General features: G+C 51.4%; 19 protein-coding genes and 2 tRNA genes. 13 read left to right on the plus strand and 8 right to left on the minus strand.

Features of this window, described 5'->3' with window-relative positions:
• Positions 1-431: 431 nt before the first annotated feature.
• Positions 432-1,409: an elongation factor P--(R)-beta-lysine ligase gene (epmA, locus tag DUT67_RS02625; RefSeq protein ID WP_113627933.1), complete on the plus strand. Its 978-nt coding sequence runs from the start codon at positions 432-434 to the stop codon at positions 1,407-1,409.
• Between the two features lie 51 nt (positions 1,410-1,460).
• On the opposite strand, the gene mscM is transcribed toward epmA, so the two are convergent.
• The 3 genes from mscM to rsgA all read right to left on the minus strand — a co-directional run bounded on the left by mscM (position 1,461) and on the right by rsgA (position 6,985).
• A complete protein-coding gene (gene mscM, locus DUT67_RS02630) occupies positions 1,461-4,784 on the minus strand; it encodes a miniconductance mechanosensitive channel MscM (protein WP_113633196.1) in 3,324 nt (1,107 codons plus the stop codon).
• A gap of 54 nt (positions 4,785-4,838) precedes the next feature.
• On the minus strand, positions 4,839-5,792 hold the full coding sequence (gene asd, locus DUT67_RS02635; RefSeq protein WP_048262608.1) for an archaetidylserine decarboxylase: 954 nt from the start codon (positions 5,790-5,792) through the stop codon (positions 4,839-4,841).
• Positions 5,793-5,935: 143 nt separating this feature from the next.
• A complete protein-coding gene (gene rsgA / locus DUT67_RS02640) occupies positions 5,936-6,985 on the minus strand; it encodes a small ribosomal subunit biogenesis GTPase RsgA (protein WP_113627995.1) in 1,050 nt (349 codons plus the stop codon).
• Positions 6,986-7,292: 307 nt separating this feature from the next.
• Here rsgA and orn point away from each other — a divergent pair, with 307 nt between their 5' ends.
• The 4 genes from orn (at position 7,293) to DUT67_RS02660 (ending at position 9,338) form a co-directional block, all read left to right on the plus strand.
• Positions 7,293-7,835 carry an oligoribonuclease gene (gene orn, locus DUT67_RS02645; RefSeq protein ID WP_039308982.1) on the plus strand — a complete coding sequence of 181 codons (543 nt, stop codon included), beginning with the start codon at positions 7,293-7,295 and terminating at the stop codon, positions 7,833-7,835.
• Between the two features lie 194 nt (positions 7,836-8,029).
• Positions 8,030-8,105, plus strand: a tRNA-Gly gene (locus DUT67_RS02650).
• Positions 8,106-8,181: 76 nt separating this feature from the next.
• Positions 8,182-8,257, plus strand: a tRNA-Gly gene (locus tag DUT67_RS02655).
• Between the two features lie 535 nt (positions 8,258-8,792).
• Entirely contained in the window at positions 8,793-9,338 is a 546-nt protein-coding gene (locus DUT67_RS02660) for a hypothetical protein (RefSeq protein ID WP_113633194.1), read from the plus strand.
• 51 nt (positions 9,339-9,389) lie between these two features.
• Here the strand turns inward: DUT67_RS02660 and DUT67_RS02665 are convergent, their stop codons facing one another.
• Together DUT67_RS02665 and DUT67_RS02670 are read right to left on the minus strand one after the other, a co-directional pair.
• Complete coding sequence (locus tag DUT67_RS02665; RefSeq protein WP_113633193.1) at positions 9,390-10,025, minus strand: dimethylsulfonioproprionate lyase family protein; 636 nt, start codon at positions 10,023-10,025, stop codon at positions 9,390-9,392.
• A 10-nt stretch (positions 10,026-10,035) separates the two neighbouring features.
• Positions 10,036-10,875: an alpha/beta fold hydrolase gene (locus DUT67_RS02670; RefSeq protein WP_113633192.1), complete on the minus strand. Its 840-nt coding sequence runs from the start codon at positions 10,873-10,875 to the stop codon at positions 10,036-10,038.
• 47 nt (positions 10,876-10,922) lie between these two features.
• Between DUT67_RS02670 and DUT67_RS02675 the strand changes: the two genes are divergently transcribed.
• A complete protein-coding gene (locus DUT67_RS02675) occupies positions 10,923-11,246 on the plus strand; it encodes a helix-turn-helix transcriptional regulator (RefSeq protein WP_113627999.1) in 324 nt (107 codons plus the stop codon).
• Between the two features lie 44 nt (positions 11,247-11,290).
• Here the strand turns inward: DUT67_RS02675 and DUT67_RS02680 are convergent, their stop codons facing one another.
• Positions 11,291-11,896, minus strand: a complete 606-nt coding sequence (locus tag DUT67_RS02680; protein WP_113628000.1) for a hypothetical protein — start codon at positions 11,894-11,896, stop codon at positions 11,291-11,293.
• A gap of 259 nt (positions 11,897-12,155) precedes the next feature.
• On the opposite strand from DUT67_RS02680, the gene DUT67_RS02685 reads away from it, so the two are divergent.
• From DUT67_RS02685 to DUT67_RS02705, 5 genes are all read left to right on the plus strand, one after another.
• Positions 12,156-13,295 carry an MFS transporter gene (locus tag DUT67_RS02685; RefSeq protein ID WP_368350109.1) on the plus strand — a complete coding sequence of 380 codons (1,140 nt, stop codon included), beginning with the start codon at positions 12,156-12,158 and terminating at the stop codon, positions 13,293-13,295.
• Positions 13,292-13,987 (plus strand): YjjG family noncanonical pyrimidine nucleotidase, encoded by a 696-nt coding sequence (locus tag DUT67_RS02690; RefSeq protein WP_113628002.1) that lies wholly within the window; start codon positions 13,292-13,294, stop codon positions 13,985-13,987. The genes DUT67_RS02685 and DUT67_RS02690 overlap by 4 nt, the downstream gene beginning before the upstream one ends.
• A gap of 358 nt (positions 13,988-14,345) precedes the next feature.
• The gene (locus tag DUT67_RS02695; RefSeq protein ID WP_113633191.1) at positions 14,346-15,365 is read left to right on the plus strand and encodes an ABC transporter substrate-binding protein; all 1,020 of its coding nucleotides are present in this window, start codon (positions 14,346-14,348) and stop codon (positions 15,363-15,365) included.
• A 15-nt stretch (positions 15,366-15,380) separates the two neighbouring features.
• Positions 15,381-16,145: an ABC transporter permease gene (locus DUT67_RS02700; RefSeq protein WP_011095449.1), complete on the plus strand. Its 765-nt coding sequence runs from the start codon at positions 15,381-15,383 to the stop codon at positions 16,143-16,145.
• Complete coding sequence (locus tag DUT67_RS02705) at positions 16,142-16,960, plus strand: ABC transporter ATP-binding protein (protein ID WP_113633190.1); 819 nt, start codon at positions 16,142-16,144, stop codon at positions 16,958-16,960. The genes DUT67_RS02700 and DUT67_RS02705 overlap by 4 nt, the downstream gene beginning before the upstream one ends.
• A 64-nt stretch (positions 16,961-17,024) precedes the next feature.
• Here DUT67_RS02705 and DUT67_RS02710 read toward each other — a convergent pair whose 3' ends face one another.
• Both DUT67_RS02710 and DUT67_RS02715 read right to left on the minus strand, forming a co-directional pair.
• Positions 17,025-18,191 (minus strand): MFS transporter, encoded by a 1,167-nt coding sequence (locus DUT67_RS02710; RefSeq protein WP_113633189.1) that lies wholly within the window; start codon positions 18,189-18,191, stop codon positions 17,025-17,027.
• A gap of 19 nt (positions 18,192-18,210) precedes the next feature.
• On the minus strand, positions 18,211-19,095 hold the full coding sequence (locus DUT67_RS02715; protein WP_113633188.1) for a LysR substrate-binding domain-containing protein: 885 nt from the start codon (positions 19,093-19,095) through the stop codon (positions 18,211-18,213).
• A 252-nt stretch (positions 19,096-19,347) separates the two neighbouring features.
• Between DUT67_RS02715 and DUT67_RS02720 the strand changes: the two genes are divergently transcribed.
• Together DUT67_RS02720 and DUT67_RS02725 are read left to right on the plus strand one after the other, a co-directional pair.
• Entirely contained in the window at positions 19,348-19,965 is a 618-nt protein-coding gene (locus DUT67_RS02720) for a LysE family translocator (RefSeq protein ID WP_113633187.1), read from the plus strand.
• Positions 19,966-20,167: 202 nt separating this feature from the next.
• Positions 20,168-21,217: an NAD(P)-dependent alcohol dehydrogenase gene (locus tag DUT67_RS02725; protein ID WP_113633186.1), complete on the plus strand. Its 1,050-nt coding sequence runs from the start codon at positions 20,168-20,170 to the stop codon at positions 21,215-21,217.
• Positions 21,218-21,506: the final 289 nt, after the last annotated feature.

Below are 21,506 nucleotides of genomic sequence, written 5' to 3' on the forward strand. Positions count from 1 at the left end.
AAAATAATATCTATTCATTTCTGTCTTTATATCCGAGCTTAATATCAAACCCGATTAAAATTGTGTGATAGACATATAAAGAATAGATAAACCTATAATTTTTGTGTGGGAATGATTATACCGAATTATAGGTAGGCGAAATTTGATGTGATCCTGCATTTTGTGGTTTTTTCAGCAAGTACCGTATTTATTGATAAAAACGTGATCGGAAGGCTTATTTACAGAGAAACGATGCTTTTATTTCTTTAATAACCCTTTTGAGAGGGATATAAGAAAATGATTCACTGGATATAATTTATGGATGCTCTCTTTTCGCCGTCTTTGAAAGGATAGGACACGCCTTGTGGAAAAGCACATCTGGCTTTTTTCCGCTGGAAATTTGGGCTGATGCGGGTAGACTGCACCCCCTGTTTGACTTTGGAGTAAGAACCATGAGCGAGACGACAAGTTGGCAACCTAGTGCTTCTGTCGCTAATTTGTTGAAACGAGCGTCGATAGTTGCCGCTGTCCGACGTTTCTTCACCGATCGTGGAGTGCTGGAAGTCGAAACGCCAGCGATGAGTCAGGCGACGGTAACGGATGTTTTCTTATACCCATTCCAAACCCGCTTCGTTGGCCCCGGTGCTGCGGATGGCATGACGCTGTATTTGATGACTAGTCCGGAATACCACATGAAGCGTCTGCTGGCTGCTGGTAGCGGGCCGATCTTCCAACTGTGTCGCAGTTTCCGCAACGAAGAATCAGGCCGACACCACAACCCAGAATTCACCATGCTGGAATGGTATCGCCCTCACTATGATATGTATCGTCTGATGAATGAGGTCGATGACCTGTTACAGCAGGTGCTAGATTGTGAAAGCGCGGAAATGCTTTCCTATCAGCAGGCATTTTTACGCCATCTGGAAATTGATCCTCTTTCTGTCGATAAAGCGCAACTGCGCGAAGCGGCAGAAAAACTCGGGCTGGGCGATATCGCCTGCCGTGAAGACGATCGCGATTCGCTGGTGCAGATGCTGTTTACTTTCGGCGTTGAGCCGAACATCGGGCGCGACAAGCCAGCATTTGTCTACCACTTCCCAGCCACGCAAGCCTCTCTGGCAGAGATCAGCTCGGAAGACCATCGCGTTGCCGAGCGTTTTGAAGTCTATTTCAAAGGGATTGAGCTGGCGAATGGCTTCCGCGAATTGACCGATGCCGATGAGCAGCGTCAGCGTTTCGAGCAGGATAACCGTAAGCGTGCCGCGCGTGGCCTGTCACAGCAGCCGATTGATGAAAACCTGCTGGCGGCGTTGAAACACGGTCTGCCTGAGTGTGCCGGTGTGGCGTTAGGTGTGGATCGTTTGATCATGCTGGCGCTGAATGCCGAGAAGCTGAGTGACGTGATTGCGTTCTCCGTAGAGCGCGCGTAACCCGTCTGATATAGGGCGGTGCCACATCTGGCCGCCGCCCATTTTCCTCTCTTATAAGCTGCCCGGCGTTCGCTGCCGTGGCGTCAGCGTTTTTCCACTGCGCGACAGATTGTCCATTTTCACCTGGAACGGTGGGAAAGGAAGCTCGAGATTGTGCTTGCGGTAGTTTTCCAGAATCAGCTGGTGCAGTTCATGGCGCAGCGGCATTCGGTGCCCCATTTCGGCGGCGAAAACGCGCAGCTCGAAAATCTGAATCCCCTGTTGGAGGTCGACGAGGAAGGCTTCTGGCTCTGGCGTATCCAGAATCAGCGAACAACGCTTCACCGCATCCATGAGCAATTCTGTGACTTCCTGACTGTTCGCATTCGCCGGAGCAGGCACCGTCATGACGACACGGGTGACTGAATCTGACAGCGACCAGTTGATAAACTGTTCGGTGATAAACGCCTTGTTCGGAACGATAATCTCTTTGCGATCCCAGTCGGAAATGGTGGTGGCGCGGGTATTAATACGCATGACGCTACCCGTGAGATCGCGGATTGTGACGGTATCGCCGATGCGGATCGGTTTCTCGAACAGGATGATCAGGCCGGAGATAAAGTTGGCGAAGATCTCCTGCAAACCAAACCCAAGCCCTACACCCAGCGCAGCAACCAGCCATTGCAGTTTCGACCATTCGATCCCGATGAGTGAGAATCCCATCAGGCAGCCGATCAGCATCAGAATATATTTGCTGATGGTGGTAATGGCGTAGCCGCTGCCCGGCGACAGATCCAGATGTTGCAGGATCGCCAGCTCCAGCAGGGCGGGCAGGTTACGCACCAGCTGCGCGGTAACAATGAAAATCAGAATAGCGATGAGCACGGACCCCAGCGTAATCGCCTGCACGCTCTCCACGCCTTTGACCGTGCTAGAGACATCCCACAGGCTGATATTCTCCAGAAACGCGAAGGCTGAATGAATCTCTGACCACAATGCGATCACGGAAACCAGTGCGATCAACGTCAGAATGGATCGTACCAACTGCAAGGATTTGGCGCTGATGGCATCCAGATCGACGACGGGTTCTTCCACGGCTTCCGAGCTGCTTTCATGGGATGACGCAGACTGCGGATCTTCTTCACCTTTGGCACGCTGCGCCAGAATTTCCGAACGTCGTTGCTTGGCGCGATCGAAGGCGATGCGACGCCGCTGAATCAGCATCCAGCGGCGAATAATGTGGTAAATCACCAACAGGAAAAACCAGATGGAGACAGAGGTTTCCAATCGCGCTAACAGCGCCTGTGCTGTCGCCAGATAGCCGATGCAGGAGGCCAGCGCGGCAACGAGCGGTACGCCGATCAGGATGTTCCACATCGCGCGGTTAACGGAGTTCTCTCCCGACCCTTCTTTATCCAGATACAGCGGAATACCGGCGCGTTTTAACCCAGCCGTGACCAGACTCAACGCCATACAGAGAAGAATGAAGCAGAGCCGCCCCAGCGTGCTGGAGAATTCGCGATCGTTGAGCTTATCGAAGGTAATCAGCGCCATAATCAGCGGCACGATAAAGGCGATGGAGAGGCGATAATAGCGCATCGCTCTGGCTACGTGCTCTGGCGACCAGCGGAAGTGAACAATAAACAGCCCCTGCGGGTGCGAGAACGAGGCGCTGATCATCACCAGCCACATTAACGGTACGGTGGCGGTGACGCTGTCGCCGATGGCGACAGCGATAGGGTAAGGCCAGGCGTTTTGCAGTCCGTAACCCAGCGCCGCCCAGAGCACCGGTAGCGGCAGGGCGGTAAGGAGGGACCAGAACACAGTACGCAGCGTCAGCATAAAGTGATCGAGCGTGACTTTACCCACGCGGCTGCTGGCACGTTCCATGAACGCATGATAGTGACGGCGGGAGCTGATGCTGAAGCCAACCAGTAGCAATGCGCCCAGCAGCGGCAGCACGGTTTCCTGGCTAGTCACCATCATCACGAGTGCGCTACCCAGCTGTGTCAGCGTATCCAGCGACAGCAGGCGCGTCAGATCCTGCACCAGCTTGATCGGATAGGCGAACGTCACAGGCTCAACATCAGCAACCCAGAACAGATCGCGGTGGGCTGCTTCGCGCGTTTCGGTTAAGGCATCCGCCAGTTGGTTATTGGCGACTTTGAGTTTGGTGAGTTCGAGTATCTGCGAGTCACAGCCGGAGATCAGTGAAGTCAGCAAATCGCGCTGGGTACGCATCTGATCGGTCAGGATACGCTGCTGTGCGCTGGTCAACGGATCGCCGTTATCCTGTTTGGTGTTATCAAGATCTTGCGGTTTATTAATCAGGTCTTCGAAGTGCAGGCGCTGTACGCGCAGCTGCGCCATATCGCTATCCAGCAGTTGAGGTTTGGGCATTTCCGGCAGACGGGCGATCTGTGCCCGCAACGTTTCACCCAATATCGGTGAAACACCGAGCCACTGCGCCTGTTCGCGAATGGTGCTCAGCGCCTGACGAACCTGAATCGTGTGCGTCGCGGCCTGACGTTGCTGAGAGGCGATAAGATCCATCCGCTGGGCTTGTTGATTCAGCGCGACGGATAGCTCACGGTTAATCTGTAACTGCTTGCTGATGACAGCGGGTAAATCGCCACTTTGTTCAGCGAGCAGTTCTGTGCGTTCTAATGCCTGCTCGGCTTCACGCTGGCGCAGATTGTTAAGTCGGCTGCGTAAATCCTGTTGCAGCAGATCCAGCCTGTCGTGACGCTTTTTATATAGCTCGACGCGTAAACGAGACAGCTCCTGACGGTTACTGGCTGAAAGCTGCGCCAGCTCCAGTTCATCCACCCGGCTTTTGCGCAGTGCGGATTCGGCCTGAAGTGCGACGAGCTGCGCTTGCCCCAGCGGGGTGGCGGGCGTACCGAGAGACTGAATACGGCGCTCCGCATCGCTTTGCATGCGGCTGGCTTCAGTTTGCTGCTGTGGAAGCTGGCTCAGTGAATCGCCGATTTCACGCAGCCGATCCTGTTCTTGCTGGAGTTGGCGAGCCTGTTCCAACAACTGACTGCTTGTTTGCAGTAACTGCTGTTCGAGATCGTTGCTGGAGAGACTCTCTGAAATCGACGATGACTTGCCATCTTCGGCATTAAGCTGGCGACGCAGCTCTTGAACCAGTTTGGGGAAATCATCAATGACGCGCTGATACTGTGTGGCGCGTTCCTGCGCCTCTTTGCGATCCTGTAAGGTATTCAGTGCAGCCTGATATTCCTCGACAATTTTCGCCTGATCGGCTGCGCCTTTGTTGGCTTCCGCCTGCTGTAGCTGCTGGCGTAACTGCGACTCATTGGGCGCAGTGGCAGCCAACGCGGCGGTTGATAATAAACATCCCAGAAGAAAAGTCAGAATCAAACGCACGTTAGCTACCTTTTACAAACAACACTTTTACAAGCGACTAAAGTCGGACGTTATTTACGGTGCGTCGGGCTTGTGACCCGTCTGCACGGTGCCGTTTTCTTCCAGCTCGGTTCCTTCCGGGAAGACAACAGGCGTTTGCTCATCCTGACGGACTTCGGCAAACGGTTCACCCATACGGGTCACACTCATGGTATTAAGATGTGCGGCAAACTGAAGGTCGCCTGCGGTAAACAGGTTAATCACGGTTGAGCCCAGTTTGAAGCGACCCATTTCCTCGCCTTTCGCCAGCACGACTGCGCCTTCTTCGCCCGCCTGTGGGTAAGTCCAACGCTTGATGATGCCTTCGCGCGGTGGCGTTACCACGCCTGCCCACACGGTTTCGATACTGCCGACAATGGTCGCACCGACCAGAATCTGTGCCAACGGACCAAACTCAGTATCAAACAGGCAAATGACACGTTCGTTACGAGCAAACAGATTCGGCACATTATCTGCCGTCAGCAGGTTGACGGAGAACAGGTCACCCGGGACATAAATCATTTCACGCAGCACACCGTCACACGGCATGTGGAGGCGGTGATAATCACGCGGTGAAAGATAAATGGTGGCAAACAGGCCGTCGCGGAACAGATCGGCCATCACATAGTTGCCAGCCAGCAGCGCTTCCAGCGTGTAGTCGTGATTTTTCGCCTGAATCAGCTTGCCGTCGGTAATCGGACCAAACTGTGACAGTACGCCGTCTGCGGGCTGCACCAGACGATGCGCATGCGGATCGACAGGGCGAATACCAGGACGCAGCGGGCGAACGAAAAATTCGTTAAACGTGCGGTAGGATGCAGTATCCGGTTGCTGTGCTTCCTGCATGTTGACGTGGTATTGACGGACAAACAGATCGATCACCAGTTTGGTGAGTTTTCCCGCACGCTTATTTGCTCCCCAGCCCGCTAAGCGGGTCAGCCAGATCTTGGGAAGCCAATACTGTAATTTGATTTTGAGATTATCCAGCACAGTGAGCCTCTTGGGTTAATAGTGCGCCATAAAACAAGCTGTCTGGGGAACACGCTGACGCCGCCAGCGGTAACCCAGAAAGAGAGTAAGCGGATTCACTTACCCTCAAAGGGGGCGCATTGTAACGATGGTCATGATAAATGTCAGTTATCTGTATCCGAAAAGCCTTTACGCGTTTTTACTTGCGCCATGCTTTCCAGAATCCGGTGATAGTTATCAAAGCGCTCTTTAGCAATATCTCCGCGCTCACGTGCGGCATTAATCGCACAGCCCGGATCGTTTTCATGTTTACAATCGCGGAACTTACATGAGCCGATGTATTCACGTAACTCAATGAAACCACTGGTAACTTGTTCAGGTTCCAGATGCCACAGACCAAATTCGCGCACGCCCGGTGAGTCGATCACGTCGCCGCCGTGCGGGAAGTGATAAAGCCGAGAGGCGGTGGTGGTGTGTTGCCCCAACCCTGAGTTATCAGAAACCTCATTCACCAGAATGCGTTCTTCACCCAGTGCGAGCAGCGCATTAAGCAGGCTTGATTTCCCTACGCCTGATTGTCCGGCGAAAATACTGATTCGGTCGGTGAGCGCCTGCTCCAGTTCGGAAATGCCTTGTTGGGTATGGCTGGAAACCATCAACACGCGATACTTGAGAGCGCGATAAATATCCATCGATTTATCAACTAACTGGCGGGATTTGTCATCCAGCAAGTCAATTTTGTTCAGCACGATCAGCGGTTCGACATCCAGCGTTTCGCAGGCGACCAAATAGCGATCGATAATGTTCAGCGACAGTTCGGGCAAGATCGCTGAAACGATCACGATCTGATCGATATTGGCGGCGATCGGTTTAATGCCATCGTAATAGTCAGGGCGTGTCAGTACGGAATGACGAGGGTGAACGGCTTCCACGATCCCGCTGATGCCTGCGAGCGATTCATGGCCGGGACGCCAGACGACGCGGTCGCCCGTTACCAACGATGAAATGGTCCGACGAATGTTGCAGCGGTGTACCACGCCATCGGTGGCTTCTACATCGGCATGCATGCCGAATCGGCTGATGATAATGCCTTCCTGCGCATCGCCCAGTTGGCTATCTTCCCATTCAACTTTGCTTTCCGTTTTTTTCAGGCGACGCTGGTGGTTGGCGCTAACCCGACGCTGCTGACCTTTCGACAGTTTCTTTTTGCTCACTGAGCCTCACTTAAGACGATTTATCGTTCGCGGCAGTGCGTTATCGCCCGCCGCGTTTTAACAGACTATACCCGTCATACTTCAAGCTGCATGTGCGTTGGCTTCCTCGCTCACCCCAGTCACTTACTGGTGTAAGCTCCTGATGATTTACTGTGTCGCCGCCTTCCTGCAACTCGCATTATTTAGGGTGTATAATACACCCTATTTGATTTTAATTAACTGATACCACCTTGTCGGTATCAGCATTGAGATTGATACTGGTATCCTTGTATCGACGACAAGGCACAATGCAACAGGAATTCCCACGATGGTAGATGAAAATAACCTGATCTGGATCGATCTTGAGATGACCGGCCTGAACCCGGATCACGATCGCATCATTGAGATCGCAACCTTGGTTACGGATGCAAATCTGAACGTATTGGCCGAAGGACCGGTATTGGCTGTGCATCAGTCGGACAGCCAACTGGCGCTGATGGATGACTGGAATGTGCGCACGCACGGTGCCAGCGGCTTGACGGATCGCGTCAAAGCCAGCACCGCGGATGAACGCGCCGCCGAGCTGGAAACGCTGGCGTTTCTACAAAAGTGGGTGCCGGCAGGTAAATCGCCGATCTGCGGCAACAGCATCGGTCAGGATCGCCGTTTCCTGTTCCGCTATATGCCAGAGCTGGAAGCCTACTTCCACTACCGCTATCTGGATGTCAGCACACTCAAAGAGCTGGCGCGACGCTGGAAGCCGGAAATCATGGCGGGCTTTAAGAAGCAAGGTACACATCAGGCGATGGACGATATTCGTGAATCCCTGGCGGAACTGGCCTATTACCGTGAGAATTTTCTGCGACTGTAGGTTAAGCAAGACGGGTAGGGCGCGATGTGCCGCGATTTTGCTGCTATTTACGCCATGATGTCGGTTTTATCAGCAGTCAGACAATTTTTCATTTTCGGGGGCTTGCGGTTAAACGGATTTCTCGTATAATGCGCACCCCATACCGATGAAGAATTTCAATTAAAGAACTTCAACATCGTATGTAGATTTCCCGAGCGGGAATAGCTCAGTTGGTAGAGCACGACCTTGCCAAGGTCGGGGTCGCGAGTTCGAGTCTCGTTTCCCGCTCCAAGTTTTCTCACTGTTTGTCACCATACAAGCCGTGTGCAGTAATAAGACGTAACGCCTGTTACTGTCTGTCCGATATGCGGGAATAGCTCAGTTGGTAGAGCACGACCTTGCCAAGGTCGGGGTCGCGAGTTCGAGTCTCGTTTCCCGCTCCAATCTTTTAGTCTCTCTTTTTGATCACATCACCACTTTCCTTACTGCGTATAAAATCTATTCAGCTTTTTCCGTTGTGCATCTTCCGTTGTACAGAAATAGATACCGATCGTACGTTAAGTCGCATACCGGCCTTGTGGTATCCCCAATCTTCTACTCGATGAGCATTCTTGGCTGTACATTCGAGTTGCGCCTTGAACGTTGATATTATAGATAAATAATTTCATCAAATGCTTAGCTTGGTTATATTTATTCTGATATTTTTTTTTATTTTATTTTTGCGTCGATTTGATTTTGACGTAATATTGAAATTTGACTATGTTTATAACCAGAATGCATTTGTAAAAACACATCATTCAAAAACAAGCTGGTTGTTGTTATCTTTTTTTGTTTTTTCTATTCTATTTTCTCTGGGAAATATCATTTAAATTTCATGAGGCATTCCAGTTATTTAATAACTAACGGATTTATTTAATAACTAACAGATTGTTATCATGGATCATATGGTTTCCCTGTAGATAAAAGAGGATAGAAAAAATGAATGCAATGAATCGTTCTATTTTACACGTTGTAGCAACGGCGGCTTTGGTGATGAGTGGATTTGCTCAGGCTGATGACATGGCAAAAGCACATGCCGGAAAAGAACAACTTGAATTAAAACATGTTCATGCCGTCCTGCAAAATGGAACGCCTAGCCCGCAGCATGATGCAATGTGTGAGAAACAGCTAAATATGCCTGAGTCAAAATATGTGGGCATGAAAGTGACAACAGAATATAACATTAATACCCAATCAATGATGATGTCAGCGAAGTCTATGTTCCCTTCACCTCACAGTACACAGCCAATGGAATTAACGGCGGATTTATCAGCCTTGGGTCTATCTGATAGCTATTCATTTGGCGCATTTCGTCCGAGCGTCTTACCCGACTCTTATATTCTTTTCTCTCTTGATAAAAAAATGAAAAACCCAGTAAGTACTTTCATGGTTATTAATAAAAGTGAAACTTACAATTGTGTTATTAGCAGCTCAATGCATGGGTTAAGTAAAGATGAAATGAAAAGTATTGAGATGAAGAAATAATAACTCTTTATTTTCTACCGTAAATTGCAGGTTATCACCTGCAATTTACGGCTATTCACACGCCTCAGGCAGCCATTCCGAGGGCGAACAGATATCACCGTGCCAAATGTATAACGCGAGCATCGGCTCTTCTTGTGCCTGAGTCGCATGTGTAATACCGTTAGGGTGAAAAATTAACTCACTGGGTTTGCGCGGAAAATAATCCTCATTCCCCATCGACCATAAACCCATGCCAGCCAGAGGAAGGTAAATCTCCGTCGCGGGGTGACGATGTGCTGGATAATGCGTTTCTGGTGCAATGAGCGTCAACCCTATCGCTAAATGAGAAGATACCCAGAGATCGTCAGGTCCGACGAATTGCGTAAAGGCGACTTTTTCGTCCAGATACGGAAACTCAGGATGCGGGGCATAATCAAAGTTCCAACTTAATTCTGGCACTAATAACCTGATCATCGAGCATATTTCTCTGTCTCCCGATGCTTCCCCGATTTTCAATGCTTGTTCCAGATAATCAACCGCAGGCAGATTCGCAGCGGTACTCAATCGCGTGTTTTTTTCTGGTTCGTAAGGCCAGTCGTTGACGATTGGGGTGACATCTTTACGTACATGCGGGGCGATGGGTATCGAGACTAGCCGGTTATGGATCGTGAAGAGTAAGCGTTTGAGAATGCTGTCACTGCTGCTCATAAGTACCGCCTTATCGTGAGAATGGTGTTCCCGCGCGCTGTAGCAGCAAGGAATACATAGATTGAATGATGGCTTCGGGGGCATCTTCCTGAACAAGGTGACCTGCATTTTTGACGATCTGTAAAGGCGCATCGCCGAGTCGATGAGCCAAGCGTTGGCCGACCTCAAGTGGTATCCACTCATCCTGCTTGCCCCATAACATATTCACCGGACAATCAAGCTCGGTGATCAATGGTTCAATGTCGTCGGTATAGCATTGATCCATCTGGGCTATTTGCCGATAGAAAGCGGCTTGCCCGATTTCTCCCTGCCACGGCGACATGTAAATGTTCAGTGCTTCCTCCGATAACGGCTGATAAGCCGCGCCCTGCAAATAAGCGCTGAGTAACGCATCGTGAGCGTATTTCGGCAGGCCGGTGAAGGCATCCTGATATTTTCTGACATGCGCGACAAAGGGCGATCCCCACGGGGAAATGGCGACCGCATCAAACAGCGTCAGCGAGGCATAACGGAGACCTTGTAGGAAGTAGCCACGTAGCGCCGTCGCACCGCCGAAATCATGGCAAAGTATGTCGGGTCGCGTCAGTTCCCATTCTTTCAGGAGTGCGGCCAGTAGACGATCCTGCACGGCAAGCGACACCTGCTGCCCGTCAGATTTATGTGATTGCCCGTAGCCCACCATGTCGTAGTAATAAACGGTCCAATGGGAAGAAAGCAGAGGAGAGATGCGTCGCCATACCTGAGAAGAAAAGGGCGTACCGTGAATCAGCACCAGCGCGGGGCCTTGCCCCATACATCCCCAGGCGACGGGCTGATCTTCGAAAATAAAGTTATGTTTCAGTTCAAGCATGTTATCATCATATTCAATATTAGCTATGTGACTATATGATACAAAAGATGAGCGAGAGATCAACCCAAGTCAAAGCATTAGCCAGTGAACCACGATTGGAAATCCTTCGGCTGCTTAAGCATCCACAACAATATTTTAGTGGGCAGACGTCAGCCGATCCGCAGGAATTTGGTGTGTGTATTACTCTGATTGCCGATGCGTTGCATATCGCCCAGCCGACTGCCAGCCGACATGTCGATCTGTTACGACAAGCGGGTTTCATTACGGTAAAACGCTATCAGAAATGGACGTACTGCCAGAGAAATGAAGCGGCGTTGGCGGATTACATTCAGTGGCTGACTGAAGAACTGTGCGGGAAAATCGAGGGCTAAAGAAAAACATTCTGCTTCTGGCAGCCTGCAATCACAAAAAACGTTCAAACTGACAGAAATTTAGCCAGCCCGAAAAACGCACTGGGTTTTTTCCTGAGCTTTGATTTTGAGAGCGGTAGTGTAGCGTCATAGGCGCGCATGGTTTTTTTAACCGCATTGGTTGAGGTCATCTGAAACGGTGCCGACTCACTAAAATCACTTTCAATAGTGACAACGGAATATTGTCCTCTTTTACTCGATTGACTGAAGCGAACGACGATCGAGTGCCCTAATATAACGGCACCGTCTTTCTTATCATCCGAAAAATAAAAATCAAATATCGGCTCAATGGTTCCATCCACCAAACAAACGGCCTTATAGCCTTGCAAAAGGGAAATCAGGCTCGCGCCTCTTCCTACTGAGAGACCGTTTCCGGCATTTTCATTGAGGTAAAAGTAGTGTTTAAAAACAATATTCAGTTTTTTATTATGGTGACCAACAACATAATCCTTCTCATAAAAATGAAAATCAGCTGGTTCACCGACTAACTCATACCCTTGAGAAATCAGTTCTATCGGCGAAAAATCCTTAAGCCCCAATATAGTGGGATGCCGAATGGTCGATTCTTTTAAATACATCGCAAATAGATTAAATAAAGATATTTTTAACATTGTTGACCAACCACGTATTGTGCCTCTGAATGCGTATCCGCAGCATGATGACCTTGAGGAATCATCATGTTACCTGTTTGTATACGGATGTGATGGTATCATCTCTATTCAGGTGGCAGAAAATTAGTGTGCCACGACAGGTCAGTGTTACAGGTGAATAATCATTTTGAGTGCAAATCGAATCCCATCCCCGTCTCTCCCCGTGTCAAAGCTCCTCGCTCTTGCGACAGCCGCGTTTCTGACCTTACTGACTGAGATCATGCCAGCAGGGCTCCTCAGTTCGATCGCTACGGGTCTGGACGTTTCCGAAAGTCTGGCCGGTCAGTTCATCACGGCGTTTGCTCTGGGGGCGCTTTTATCCGCGATTCCCGCTACGGCGCTGACGCGTGGAATGCGACGCAAACCTCTGTTGCTTGTAGCGATTAGCGGATTTGCCGTCGTTAATGCGGTGACCGCATTTTCGGACAACTACGTTTTATCACTGGCCGCCCGTTTTGTTGCTGGTCTGTTTGGCGGCGTAGTCTGGTCGATGCTTGCCGGATACGCATCCCGTATGGTTCCTCGTTGGTTACTTGGGCGTGCCATCGCTATTGTCGGTGCGGGTTCTACGGCTGCGTTGGTTCTCGGCGTACCGATTGGCGGCTTGCTCGGATCAGCGATCGGCTGGCAGGGCGCATTTGGATTAGTGTCGGTTATCGCGGTGCTCCTCGTCGTCTGGATCGCGATTTTTGCTCCCGATTTTCCGGGTGAATCGGCTGATCAGCGGCTATCGCTGCCTCAGGTTGCTTCCAAGCGCGGCGTCGGGGCGACACTTGCATTGATCCTCACTTATATCGTCACGCACAACATTCTCTATATCTACATCGAACCTTTCCTCGTGGCTTCTGCTATGGGCGACTGGCTCAACGGAGTACTGTTCATTTTCGGAGCCGGTGCGGTTTTTGGCCTTGTGCTGTCTGGCATCATCGTTGATGGGAACCTCAAGCGTCTCGGTCCTGCTGAAGTGCTGTTATTCGCTGCGGCGACGCTACTTCTGGGCCTTTGGTCCGATGTACCGATCATTTTGGTTCTGGCCGTCTTTATGTGGGGAATGTCTTTCGGAGGATTTTCTGTCGTCACGCAAACGGCAATGACCCATCTTTCGTCTGATGCCGTGGACGTCGCACAGTCGATGTCTACTACATCGTGGAACACCGCTGTCGCTGCTGGAGGCGTCATCGGCGGATTACTCCTCAGCAGCGCAGGGCCGGGTGCATTTCCATGGGTGATGATCGGGCTATTGACGCTGTCGCTCATCGTTGTAATTCTGGGCGTTAACCGCGCGCTGACGGCTGCTAAGCCCGCGCAGTCCGTCTCCACCAAAAGCGATTCCTTGATTTCGAGTAACCAACATTTATGAAATATCACCACTTCCTGTTTGACCTTGACGACACGCTGTTGGACTTCAAAGCCTCTGAGCGTCTTTCGTTCGCACGCACGCTGACAAACCTTGGTCTCGATATTGAAAATACGACCCTGTTTGCAGACTACCAGCGCGAGAATTCCCAGCTATGGAGCGAGTTTGAGAAGGGGGGAATCACCAAAGATCTGCTGAAAGTAGAGCGATTCCGTCGCACGTTCTCCCTTCATGGCATTGATATCGATCCCCATAAAGCGAGCAGCCTCTATTTGGAGTGCTTGCCTGAAACCGTGGTATTGGTGGATGGCGCGGTTCAGATATGTGAAGCGCTTGCCGAGATCGGTGAAGTTGGCATTATTACCAACGGCATTGAGTATGTGCAGGCGAAGCGGGTCGCGAACTCGGGGCTTGCAGATTGGCTCACGTTCGTTGCCACCTCTGAGGCTTGCGGATTCGCGAAACCTGATGCGCGCTTCTTTGAGTTCTCGGCCAGCAAGTTCAGCACGTTTGAGAAAACCAAGGCGATCATCGTGGGCGACCGGCTGGATGCCGATATCCTGGGAGCGAATCTGTACGGCATAGACAGCTGCTGGTTCAATGCAAACGGAGCCGCCAACGATTCGGATATCGCGCCAACCTACGAGGCCGCAACGCTATCGGATGTATTCACGCAGCTCTGCGCCAAGTCTTAAGCCGATATAAAGCTGTGCCGACGACAATCAATTCATTCGCATTCGGTTGTCGTCACTCTCCTCCGTGAACTCAGTTCGCCGATCAATATTGCCTCGTTTCTTTCTGACCTTCTCCCGCCATCCTCTGCATCACTCGTAATGCATTTTTGTAACGTTTTGCCTTTTTTTGGTGCGCGCGCGCCGGTCAGAAGCTCGTGTTTACGGCGTTTTCACCGTGTCAGGAATCATGGCACGGCCTGTGCTTAGTCTTATATACCATCTTGTGTACAAGATGGAGCGACTCAGGCAATCGACCTGATCGGTTTTTTCAGGCTGGTGATGATCAGCTGTTGTTAGCTCACCGTTGAAGGGGAACACAATGAAAAATAACAATGACAAGATCGATCGTAAACGCAGGCAGTTAATGAAGTGGTCAGCGGTTAGCGCAGGGGCGCTGACGCTAAGCAGCTTGCTGCCGGGCATCGCTTTAGCCGCAGAAGGTGAGGAGATCCGCATTGGTTACTGGCCGATTGTTGGTGGCTTGCCTTTATACGTGGGCGTTGAACGTGGCTTTTTCAAAGAGGCGGGATTGAATGTGCGCGCCGTGAAATTCGCCAGCCCGCAACAGATTGTCGAGGGAATGATTACGGGGCGTATACACGGTTGCGCTAACGGTACGGCCACTGGCGCGTTGGGATTAGGGGAGATTACGTCCCCCGGCCTGTTCAAGATCATTTGCTCAAATCCTTCTAACCATCGGATGGTGTTGGATGAATTTCTGGTGCCGCTAAACAGCGACGTAAAAAGCATCGCAGAGCTGAGGGGCAAGCGTATCGCCTGTGGGCCGGGTATTCAGAATGTGGTCATGACCAAAATCATTCTGGAGAAAAATGGTTTTACGGCGGATGAGCTGCGTGTGACGGAATTACCTGTCGGGCAACATGTGGCGGCGCTGGCCGCTGGTCAGATTGACGGTGTTTATACTCTGGAACCCACGGGGACGGTCGGACGGCTGAAAGGGCTGTCGCGTACGCTGGAAACGGGAGTGATCTCACGCTATGTGCTCGGTAACCCAGATGCGCCGTGGTTTGGCGGTGCGGCGGCGTTAAATAGCGGTTTTATCGAAAGCCGTGCTGCTGAGGCGAAGACCTTCACGCAGGCTTATGCCAAATCGGTGCAGTTTATTCAGCAGAACCCTGAGGCCGCTCGCGAAAATATTACCGGTTACACCAGTATTGAAGCCGAGCTGAGCAAAGAGGTGCCTTTGCCGGGGTTTGTCATGTACGACGAGCTCAAAGGCGACAATCTGGCGTGGTTCCAGAAGTTTTATGACGTGTTCACCGAAAGAAAAATCTTCCGGCAGCCGGTGGATGTTAGCAGCCTGATTTATCAGCCTTAAGGGAGGTGCGCGATTATGCGTGAGCATTGGACGTCTAAATTACTACCCGCTGTCGGCCCGATTCTGTTGTTTCTCTTTTGGCAATTGGCGGTTAGCGCGAAATGGTTGAACCCCATTTTATTACCTTCGCCGGTCGATACGTTGAGCTATATGTTCCAGTCCTTTGCGGATGTCAGCATGCGTACGGATATCGGCGCGACGCTATACCGTACGCTCGCCGCATTTGGTTTTGCTGCACTGATTGGCGTGCCGCTGGGCGTGATTCTGGGCAGCAATGAAAAGATTTACCGCAGTCTGGAGTTTCTGATCGATTTCTTCCGCTCTACGCCATCATCAGCGCTGATTCCGCTATTTTTGCTGATTTTCGGGATAACCGACGCGAATAAAATTGCCATTTCAGCTTTTGCAGCCGTGCTGGTGATTCTGTTCAACAGCGCTTATGGCGTGATGAATGCCAAGAAAACCCGTCTGATGGCGGCACAGGTGATGGGGATCTCCCGCTGGCATATTTTTAAAGACATCATGCTGCTCGAAAGTCTGGCGCAAACCTTTGTCGGCCTGCGTACCGGCGTGTCGATGGCGCTGGTGATCGTGATTGTCGCGGAGATGTTTATTGGATCGGAAACGGGGTTGGGGCACCGCATCATTGATGCTCAGCAGGTATTCAATATTCGGGATATGTACGCTTCTATTCTGATTACCGGCGCACTGGGATATCTGCTTAACGTGCTGTTTTTAATCGCAGAAAAACGAATTGTTCACTGGAGTGGCAAAGCATGATGACACCTCGTACTGCGCAAGTGGAAAAATTGGATACGCCGTTGCCGCCTTACCCAGCACCGAACACTCACGTGACCATCCGCGGTTTGAACAAGTCGTTTGCGGGTCAGCCGCTTTATACCGACCTGAATCTGGATTTGCCGCGCGGCAAGATCGTGTCTATTTTCGGGCCGAACGGCTGTGGTAAATCGACGCTGATGAACATGATTGCCGGGCTGATTCCCGTCGATAGTGGCGATATCTTGTTTGACGGCAAAACGCTGGCGGAAACCAGAATTGGGTATGTGTTTCAAAACTATCGTGATGCGCTTTTTCCCTGGATGAGTGCCTGGAAAAACATTGCTTACCCGCTGGTGCGCAGTGGAATGCGCAAACAGGATGTTCAGACGCGCATGGATGAACTGATTGCGATGTTTGATATTCGTTTCGACCTTCAGCGCTACCCGTATGAACTGTCGGGCGGACAGCAGCAGACGGTGTGTATTATGCGGGCGCTAGCGACGGGGCCGGAGGTCATGTTTCTGGATGAGCCGTTCTCGGCGCTGGATTTTGAAATGACGCTGTTCATCCGCGACAAGCTGCAAGAGGTTCAGTTGGCAACCGGCGTAACGATGGTCATCGTGTCACACGATTTGGAGGATGCGGTGTTTTTAGCGGACGAAATCCTGCTGCTGACGCGTCGACCAACGACGGTGTCGGAGATTGTTCCTTTCGATTTAGTGCGTCCACGCGGGGCGGAGGCGATGAGCGATCCAGAGTTTATTCGCGTCAAGGCGCATACGCTGGCAGTATTCAAACGCGAAATGGCCGCATAGGGAACGCCGAGCAGGTTTTCTGTCTCCCAAACGGCAATGGGTTTGGGAGACAGACCGCGAACATTCACTCTTCACTCAGCGAACGCGGTACGTGTTCTTTTCTTAATACGCCTTGTATGCCGACAAACAACACGCCGATGAGTAGCAATATAGCGATGAGGCCGTCGTAACCGTAAAACGTCATCGCTGCGCCGGAGAACAGTGGCCCAGTGATACTGCCCGCAGACCACACCAGCCCCAGCAGGGAATTCATCACAATCAGCCGCTGACCAGCAAATCGCTGACCCGCCCGAACCAGAGATAACGTGTAAAGCCCGCCAGCCGACGCACCCAGTGCGATGCAGGCCGGTGCCAGCAGTGAGGGAGAGGAAAACGAGAAGGCAGTACTTATCAGCATCACACAGAAAAGGACGCCGCAGCCGATGTGGGTCTTTATGATGCCGCATTTGTCCGCCAGCCAGCCTATCGGCATTTGAAATAAGGCATCACCGAGAAAGATGAGTGTGACCAATAAGATCGCGGATTTTTCGTCCAGCCCCTGCGCCATGCCGTAGAGCGGAAAGAGTGACAATATGCTGGCGTCAAAGAAGGAGAAGCAGAGTACGCCAGAAGCCATAGCGGGTAGAAAAGGGATAAAGTCCCGATAAGACGCAGAGGACTGCTCATCGGCTCGAACCATGCTGGCGCAATTCCTCAGCATAAGCGCACAGACGCCACATATGCCGCAAATCAGCCATAGCGCATAGGTTTGAATAGTCTCACCAGTTGCAATAAGCAGCGGCCCTATCAACTGACACCCCGTGAAAACGGAGGCATACAGCCCCGTCAGTGTTGCTTTATGTTTGTCTGACGCCCGGCTGGTGACCCAGGTTTCTCCTAGTACCACAAGGATCCCCGAGGCGAGCCCGGTTAACAGGCGAGGTAAAATGAGCGAGACAGGATGCGACAGCAGGAATGAGGCAACGGTGGATGCTGCCAGGACAATCAGGCTGCCGCATAACAGATATCTGGCGTGCAGGTGACGGCTGAGCCACGGCGTAACGAAGGATGAGAGCATCATTCCCGCCGCCGGGAGGGCAGCCAGAATACCCAGCGTCGTTGTGCTGTGCCCGTGCTCGGCCAGCTTCAGGCTGATCAGCGGCAGTGTGTATCCAGTGACTAACCCCACGAGGGAGGCGGCAATAATCATATTCAGTGTCGTGAAGTTGGATTCACGGGAATGTGCAGTCATTGTGCTTCCAGTACGCGTGTTAACAAGGGTCTTCAACGCCAGAAAGGCAGGTGGAAACCTCCTGCATCAGCCAGGCGTGAAATCGTGCATATTTTTCATTTTGCTCAAGGGGGACGGGCGATAACAAGTAATAAGCAGAGCCGTCCCGCGCAAATCCATACGGTGCATGCAATTGTCCGCTCCCAATCTCGTCTTGCACCATAAGGAAAGACGCCATTGCCATGCCTAACCCTGAAACCGCAGCTTGAATGCACAGATAAAAATGCTCATAGTCAGCTCTGGTGCTGCCTTTGAGGGAGACGTGTGTCTGTCGCTGCCACGTTGCCCACGCTCTTGGTCGTGTTCCGGTGTAGAGCAGACGCATTCCCTCCAGACTGTCCTTTCGCTCGGCTTTATTGCGGCTTACTGGCCCCATCCATTCATCACATACCTTTACCCCATGTGTTTGCGGCTCCCAGTGGAAATCGTCACGCCGCAGGGCGAGATCAACGCCGCTACGCACGAAATCAATCGGCCCGCCCGCTGCGACCAGATGAAGTTTGATATCGGGATTTGCCTGATTAAAAGCAGGCAGTCGCGGAATCAGCCATTTCATGGCAATCGTGGGTTCGCATGACAGCGTCAGTACCTCATCCTGCGCACCTTGCTGTAGGCGATATACCGCGCCTTCAAGCTGCTCGAAGACGGACTGTGTGACCGTGTGCAAAGAGCGGCCAGCCGCGTTCAAAAAGATCGCTCGATTGCGTCGTTCAAACAGCTCAACCCCCAGCGAGTCTTCCAGCAACCTAATTTGTCTGCTGACGGCACCGTGCGTGACATGCAGGGACTCGGCGGCTTTAACAAAGCTACCTGTTTGTGCGGCTGCTTCAAAGAAGCGAAAAGAGGCTAACGAGGGAAGTTTCATATACACGATGAAATTTGACAGATTTATACCAAGATAAATCGCTTTTTTGACACATGCAAACGCTGAATAATCAAACCGTCTTCAAGCAGAAAGAAGCGTAATGGCCTAAATAGTGAGGCGATATTGTGTGAGTAACATCGTTGATAGCCATATGGCAACAGTAGTCTCTGTATTCCTCTTCTAATCCACCCGCTACCCATCTGTGCAAAATCATCGTGAAAGATGATGGCTTGCCGAACAAGGAAAACATGAATGAATGAGTTAATTGCCGTCGCGACGATCACTATCTTGGCGGTTATCAGCCCTGGGCCCGATTTTGCGATGGTCACCAGAAACAGCTATGCGTTTGGCTCGCGTGCTGGGTTACTCAGCGCGTTTGGCATTGCCTGTGGCGTCCAAATCCATGTGATGTATACCGTTTTTGGCATCGCGGTATTCATTGTTAACTCCCCGATGATGTTTATGGCGATGAAGATACTGGGGGCGTCGTATCTGATTTATCTGGGGTATCAATCATTAACCAATACGACAAAAATAAAAGTAGAAGAGGCATCCGGTCATGCACCGTCATCACTGGCTGCGTTCCGTATGGGCTTTCTCACCAATGCACTTAACCCGAAAACGATGCTGTTTGTCGTCGCCACCTATACTCAGGTCGTGCAGCCCGGCAGCCCAATGAGCCATAATTTTGGCTACGGGTTATTCATGTCGGTGGCGCACTGGGTCTGGTTCAGTATTGTTGCGCTGTTTTTTGCCGCACCGGCTATGCGTCGTCGGCTGGTTGACCGCCAGCGTCTGGTCGACAAGGGTATCGGCGTTGCCCTCATTGCTTTAGGTGCTTCTCTGGCGTTTACCAAAATTACTCTCTGAGGGATAACAGCGGGAAATAAAACGGCCTGCAATAAACGCGGCTTCTGCGTGCGATAGCCTGCGCATAAAGAAATGGAGGATCAGGCAAGAAAACAATCGGAATGCTATACCTGTTTGCTGAGAGGATTTAGGAAAATAGTCTGTTTCTCGACATAACCTGTTTTTCAACTTGATCGGTTTCTCAACAGAAAAGGAAATAGCCATGCTTGTACACGCGTATGGAGCCCATGCGGGCGACAAACCTCTTGAGCCGTTGAAGATCGCCCGACGTGCGCCGGGAGCTCACGATGTTCAGATTGAGATTGCGTACTGCGGTATTTGCCATTCGGACCTGCATCAGGTGCGGGCTGAATGGGCAGGCACACAGTTTCCCTGCGTGCCTGGACATGAAATCGTTGGGCGGGTGTCCGCGGTAGGCCCACATGTTTCTGCGTTTAAGGCTGGCGATCTGGTCGGGATTGGCTGCATCGTGGACAGCTGTCGGCATTGCGAAGAATGCGATGAGGGTTTAGAGAACTACTGTGACGGGATGGTTGGCACCTATAACGGCCCGACAGCAGATGAGCCTGGATGGACGCTTGGCGGCTACTCTCAGCAAATCGTCGTGCATGAGCGCTATGTGCTGCGTGTCCGCCATTCTGAGGCGGATCTGGCTGCCGTTGCGCCTCTGCTGTGTGCAGGCATTACCACCTATTCACCGCTGCGGCACTGGAATGCAGGGCCGGGTAAGAAAGTTGGTGTTGTAGGGATCGGCGGGCTTGGTCACATGGGGATCAAACTGGCGCATGCGATGGGTGCCTATGTTGTTGCGTTCACCACGTCTGAATCCAAACGTGAAAATGCAAAAGCGCTGGGGGCAAACGAGGTCGTGGTGTCTCGTAATGCCGAGGAAATGGTGGCGCATGCAGGCAGCTTCGATTTAATCCTGAATACCGTGGCTGCTCCGCACGATCTGGATGCGTTTCTGGTTCTGCTGAAACGAGATGGTGCGCTGACGCTGGTCGGTGCGCCTGCGTCGCCGCATCCTTCTCCCAATGTGTTCAATCTGATCATGAAACGCCGTACGGTGGCGGGATCGATGATTGGTGGCATTCCTGAAACGCAGGAGATGTTGGATTTCTGCGCCGAGCACGGAATTGTTTCAGACATTGAGCTGATTCGCGCTGACGAAATCAATGAAGCCTACGAGCGGATGCTCAAAGGCGATGTGAAATATCGCTTCGTCATTGATAACGCCACACTGAGTGCCTGATTAGCCTGTGTCCCACAGCACCCACTTTCCGGTGCTGTGGGATTGTCACCGCGTGATTGAGCTCATTCTCTTTGTACCCGCGAAAAACCAACCCATCGTAATGTCCTGTCATTAAAGAAACATGGATGCTGTGCTATCCTTCAGTACTCTCCATTGTTGCACCAACGCGTTGATTTTCCTTCTCTATCACAACGAAAAAACTATTTAAAATGAGTGTTTATCTTGGTTTAGCTCTCCTGCGATCTTCGCTATATTTCACCGTAATGGAATAGCGAGAAAGGCAAAAAAT

This window comes from Pectobacterium peruviense (assembly GCF_003312355.2).
In the GTDB taxonomy this organism is placed as follows: domain Bacteria; phylum Pseudomonadota; class Gammaproteobacteria; order Enterobacterales; family Enterobacteriaceae; genus Pectobacterium; species Pectobacterium peruviense.

Coding starts and splice junctions, on each gene's coding strand:
- DUT67_RS02725 (WP_113633186.1), top strand. CDS start 20,168: ATGCTTGTACACGCGTATGGAGCCCATGCGGGCGACAAACCTCTTGAG.
- DUT67_RS02680 (WP_113628000.1), bottom strand. CDS start 11,896: ATGTTAAAAATATCTTTATTTAATCTATTTGCGATGTATTTAAAAGAA.
- DUT67_RS02705 (WP_113633190.1), top strand. CDS start 16,142: ATGATGACACCTCGTACTGCGCAAGTGGAAAAATTGGATACGCCGTTG.
- DUT67_RS02710 (WP_113633189.1), bottom strand. CDS start 18,191: ATGACTGCACATTCCCGTGAATCCAACTTCACGACACTGAATATGATT.
- DUT67_RS02675 (WP_113627999.1), top strand. CDS start 10,923: ATGAGCGAGAGATCAACCCAAGTCAAAGCATTAGCCAGTGAACCACGA.
- DUT67_RS02665 (WP_113633193.1), bottom strand. CDS start 10,025: ATGAGCAGCAGTGACAGCATTCTCAAACGCTTACTCTTCACGATCCAT.
- DUT67_RS02715 (WP_113633188.1), bottom strand. CDS start 19,095: ATGAAACTTCCCTCGTTAGCCTCTTTTCGCTTCTTTGAAGCAGCCGCA.
- orn (WP_039308982.1), top strand. CDS start 7,293: ATGGTAGATGAAAATAACCTGATCTGGATCGATCTTGAGATGACCGGC.
- DUT67_RS02670 (WP_113633192.1), bottom strand. CDS start 10,875: ATGCTTGAACTGAAACATAACTTTATTTTCGAAGATCAGCCCGTCGCC.
- DUT67_RS02660 (WP_113633194.1), top strand. CDS start 8,793: ATGAATGCAATGAATCGTTCTATTTTACACGTTGTAGCAACGGCGGCT.
- DUT67_RS02700 (WP_011095449.1), top strand. CDS start 15,381: ATGCGTGAGCATTGGACGTCTAAATTACTACCCGCTGTCGGCCCGATT.
- DUT67_RS02690 (WP_113628002.1), top strand. CDS start 13,292: ATGAAATATCACCACTTCCTGTTTGACCTTGACGACACGCTGTTGGAC.
- DUT67_RS02720 (WP_113633187.1), top strand. CDS start 19,348: ATGAATGAGTTAATTGCCGTCGCGACGATCACTATCTTGGCGGTTATC.
- DUT67_RS02685 (WP_368350109.1), top strand. CDS start 12,156: ATGCCAGCAGGGCTCCTCAGTTCGATCGCTACGGGTCTGGACGTTTCC.
- DUT67_RS02695 (WP_113633191.1), top strand. CDS start 14,346: ATGAAAAATAACAATGACAAGATCGATCGTAAACGCAGGCAGTTAATG.
- epmA (WP_113627933.1), top strand. CDS start 432: ATGAGCGAGACGACAAGTTGGCAACCTAGTGCTTCTGTCGCTAATTTG.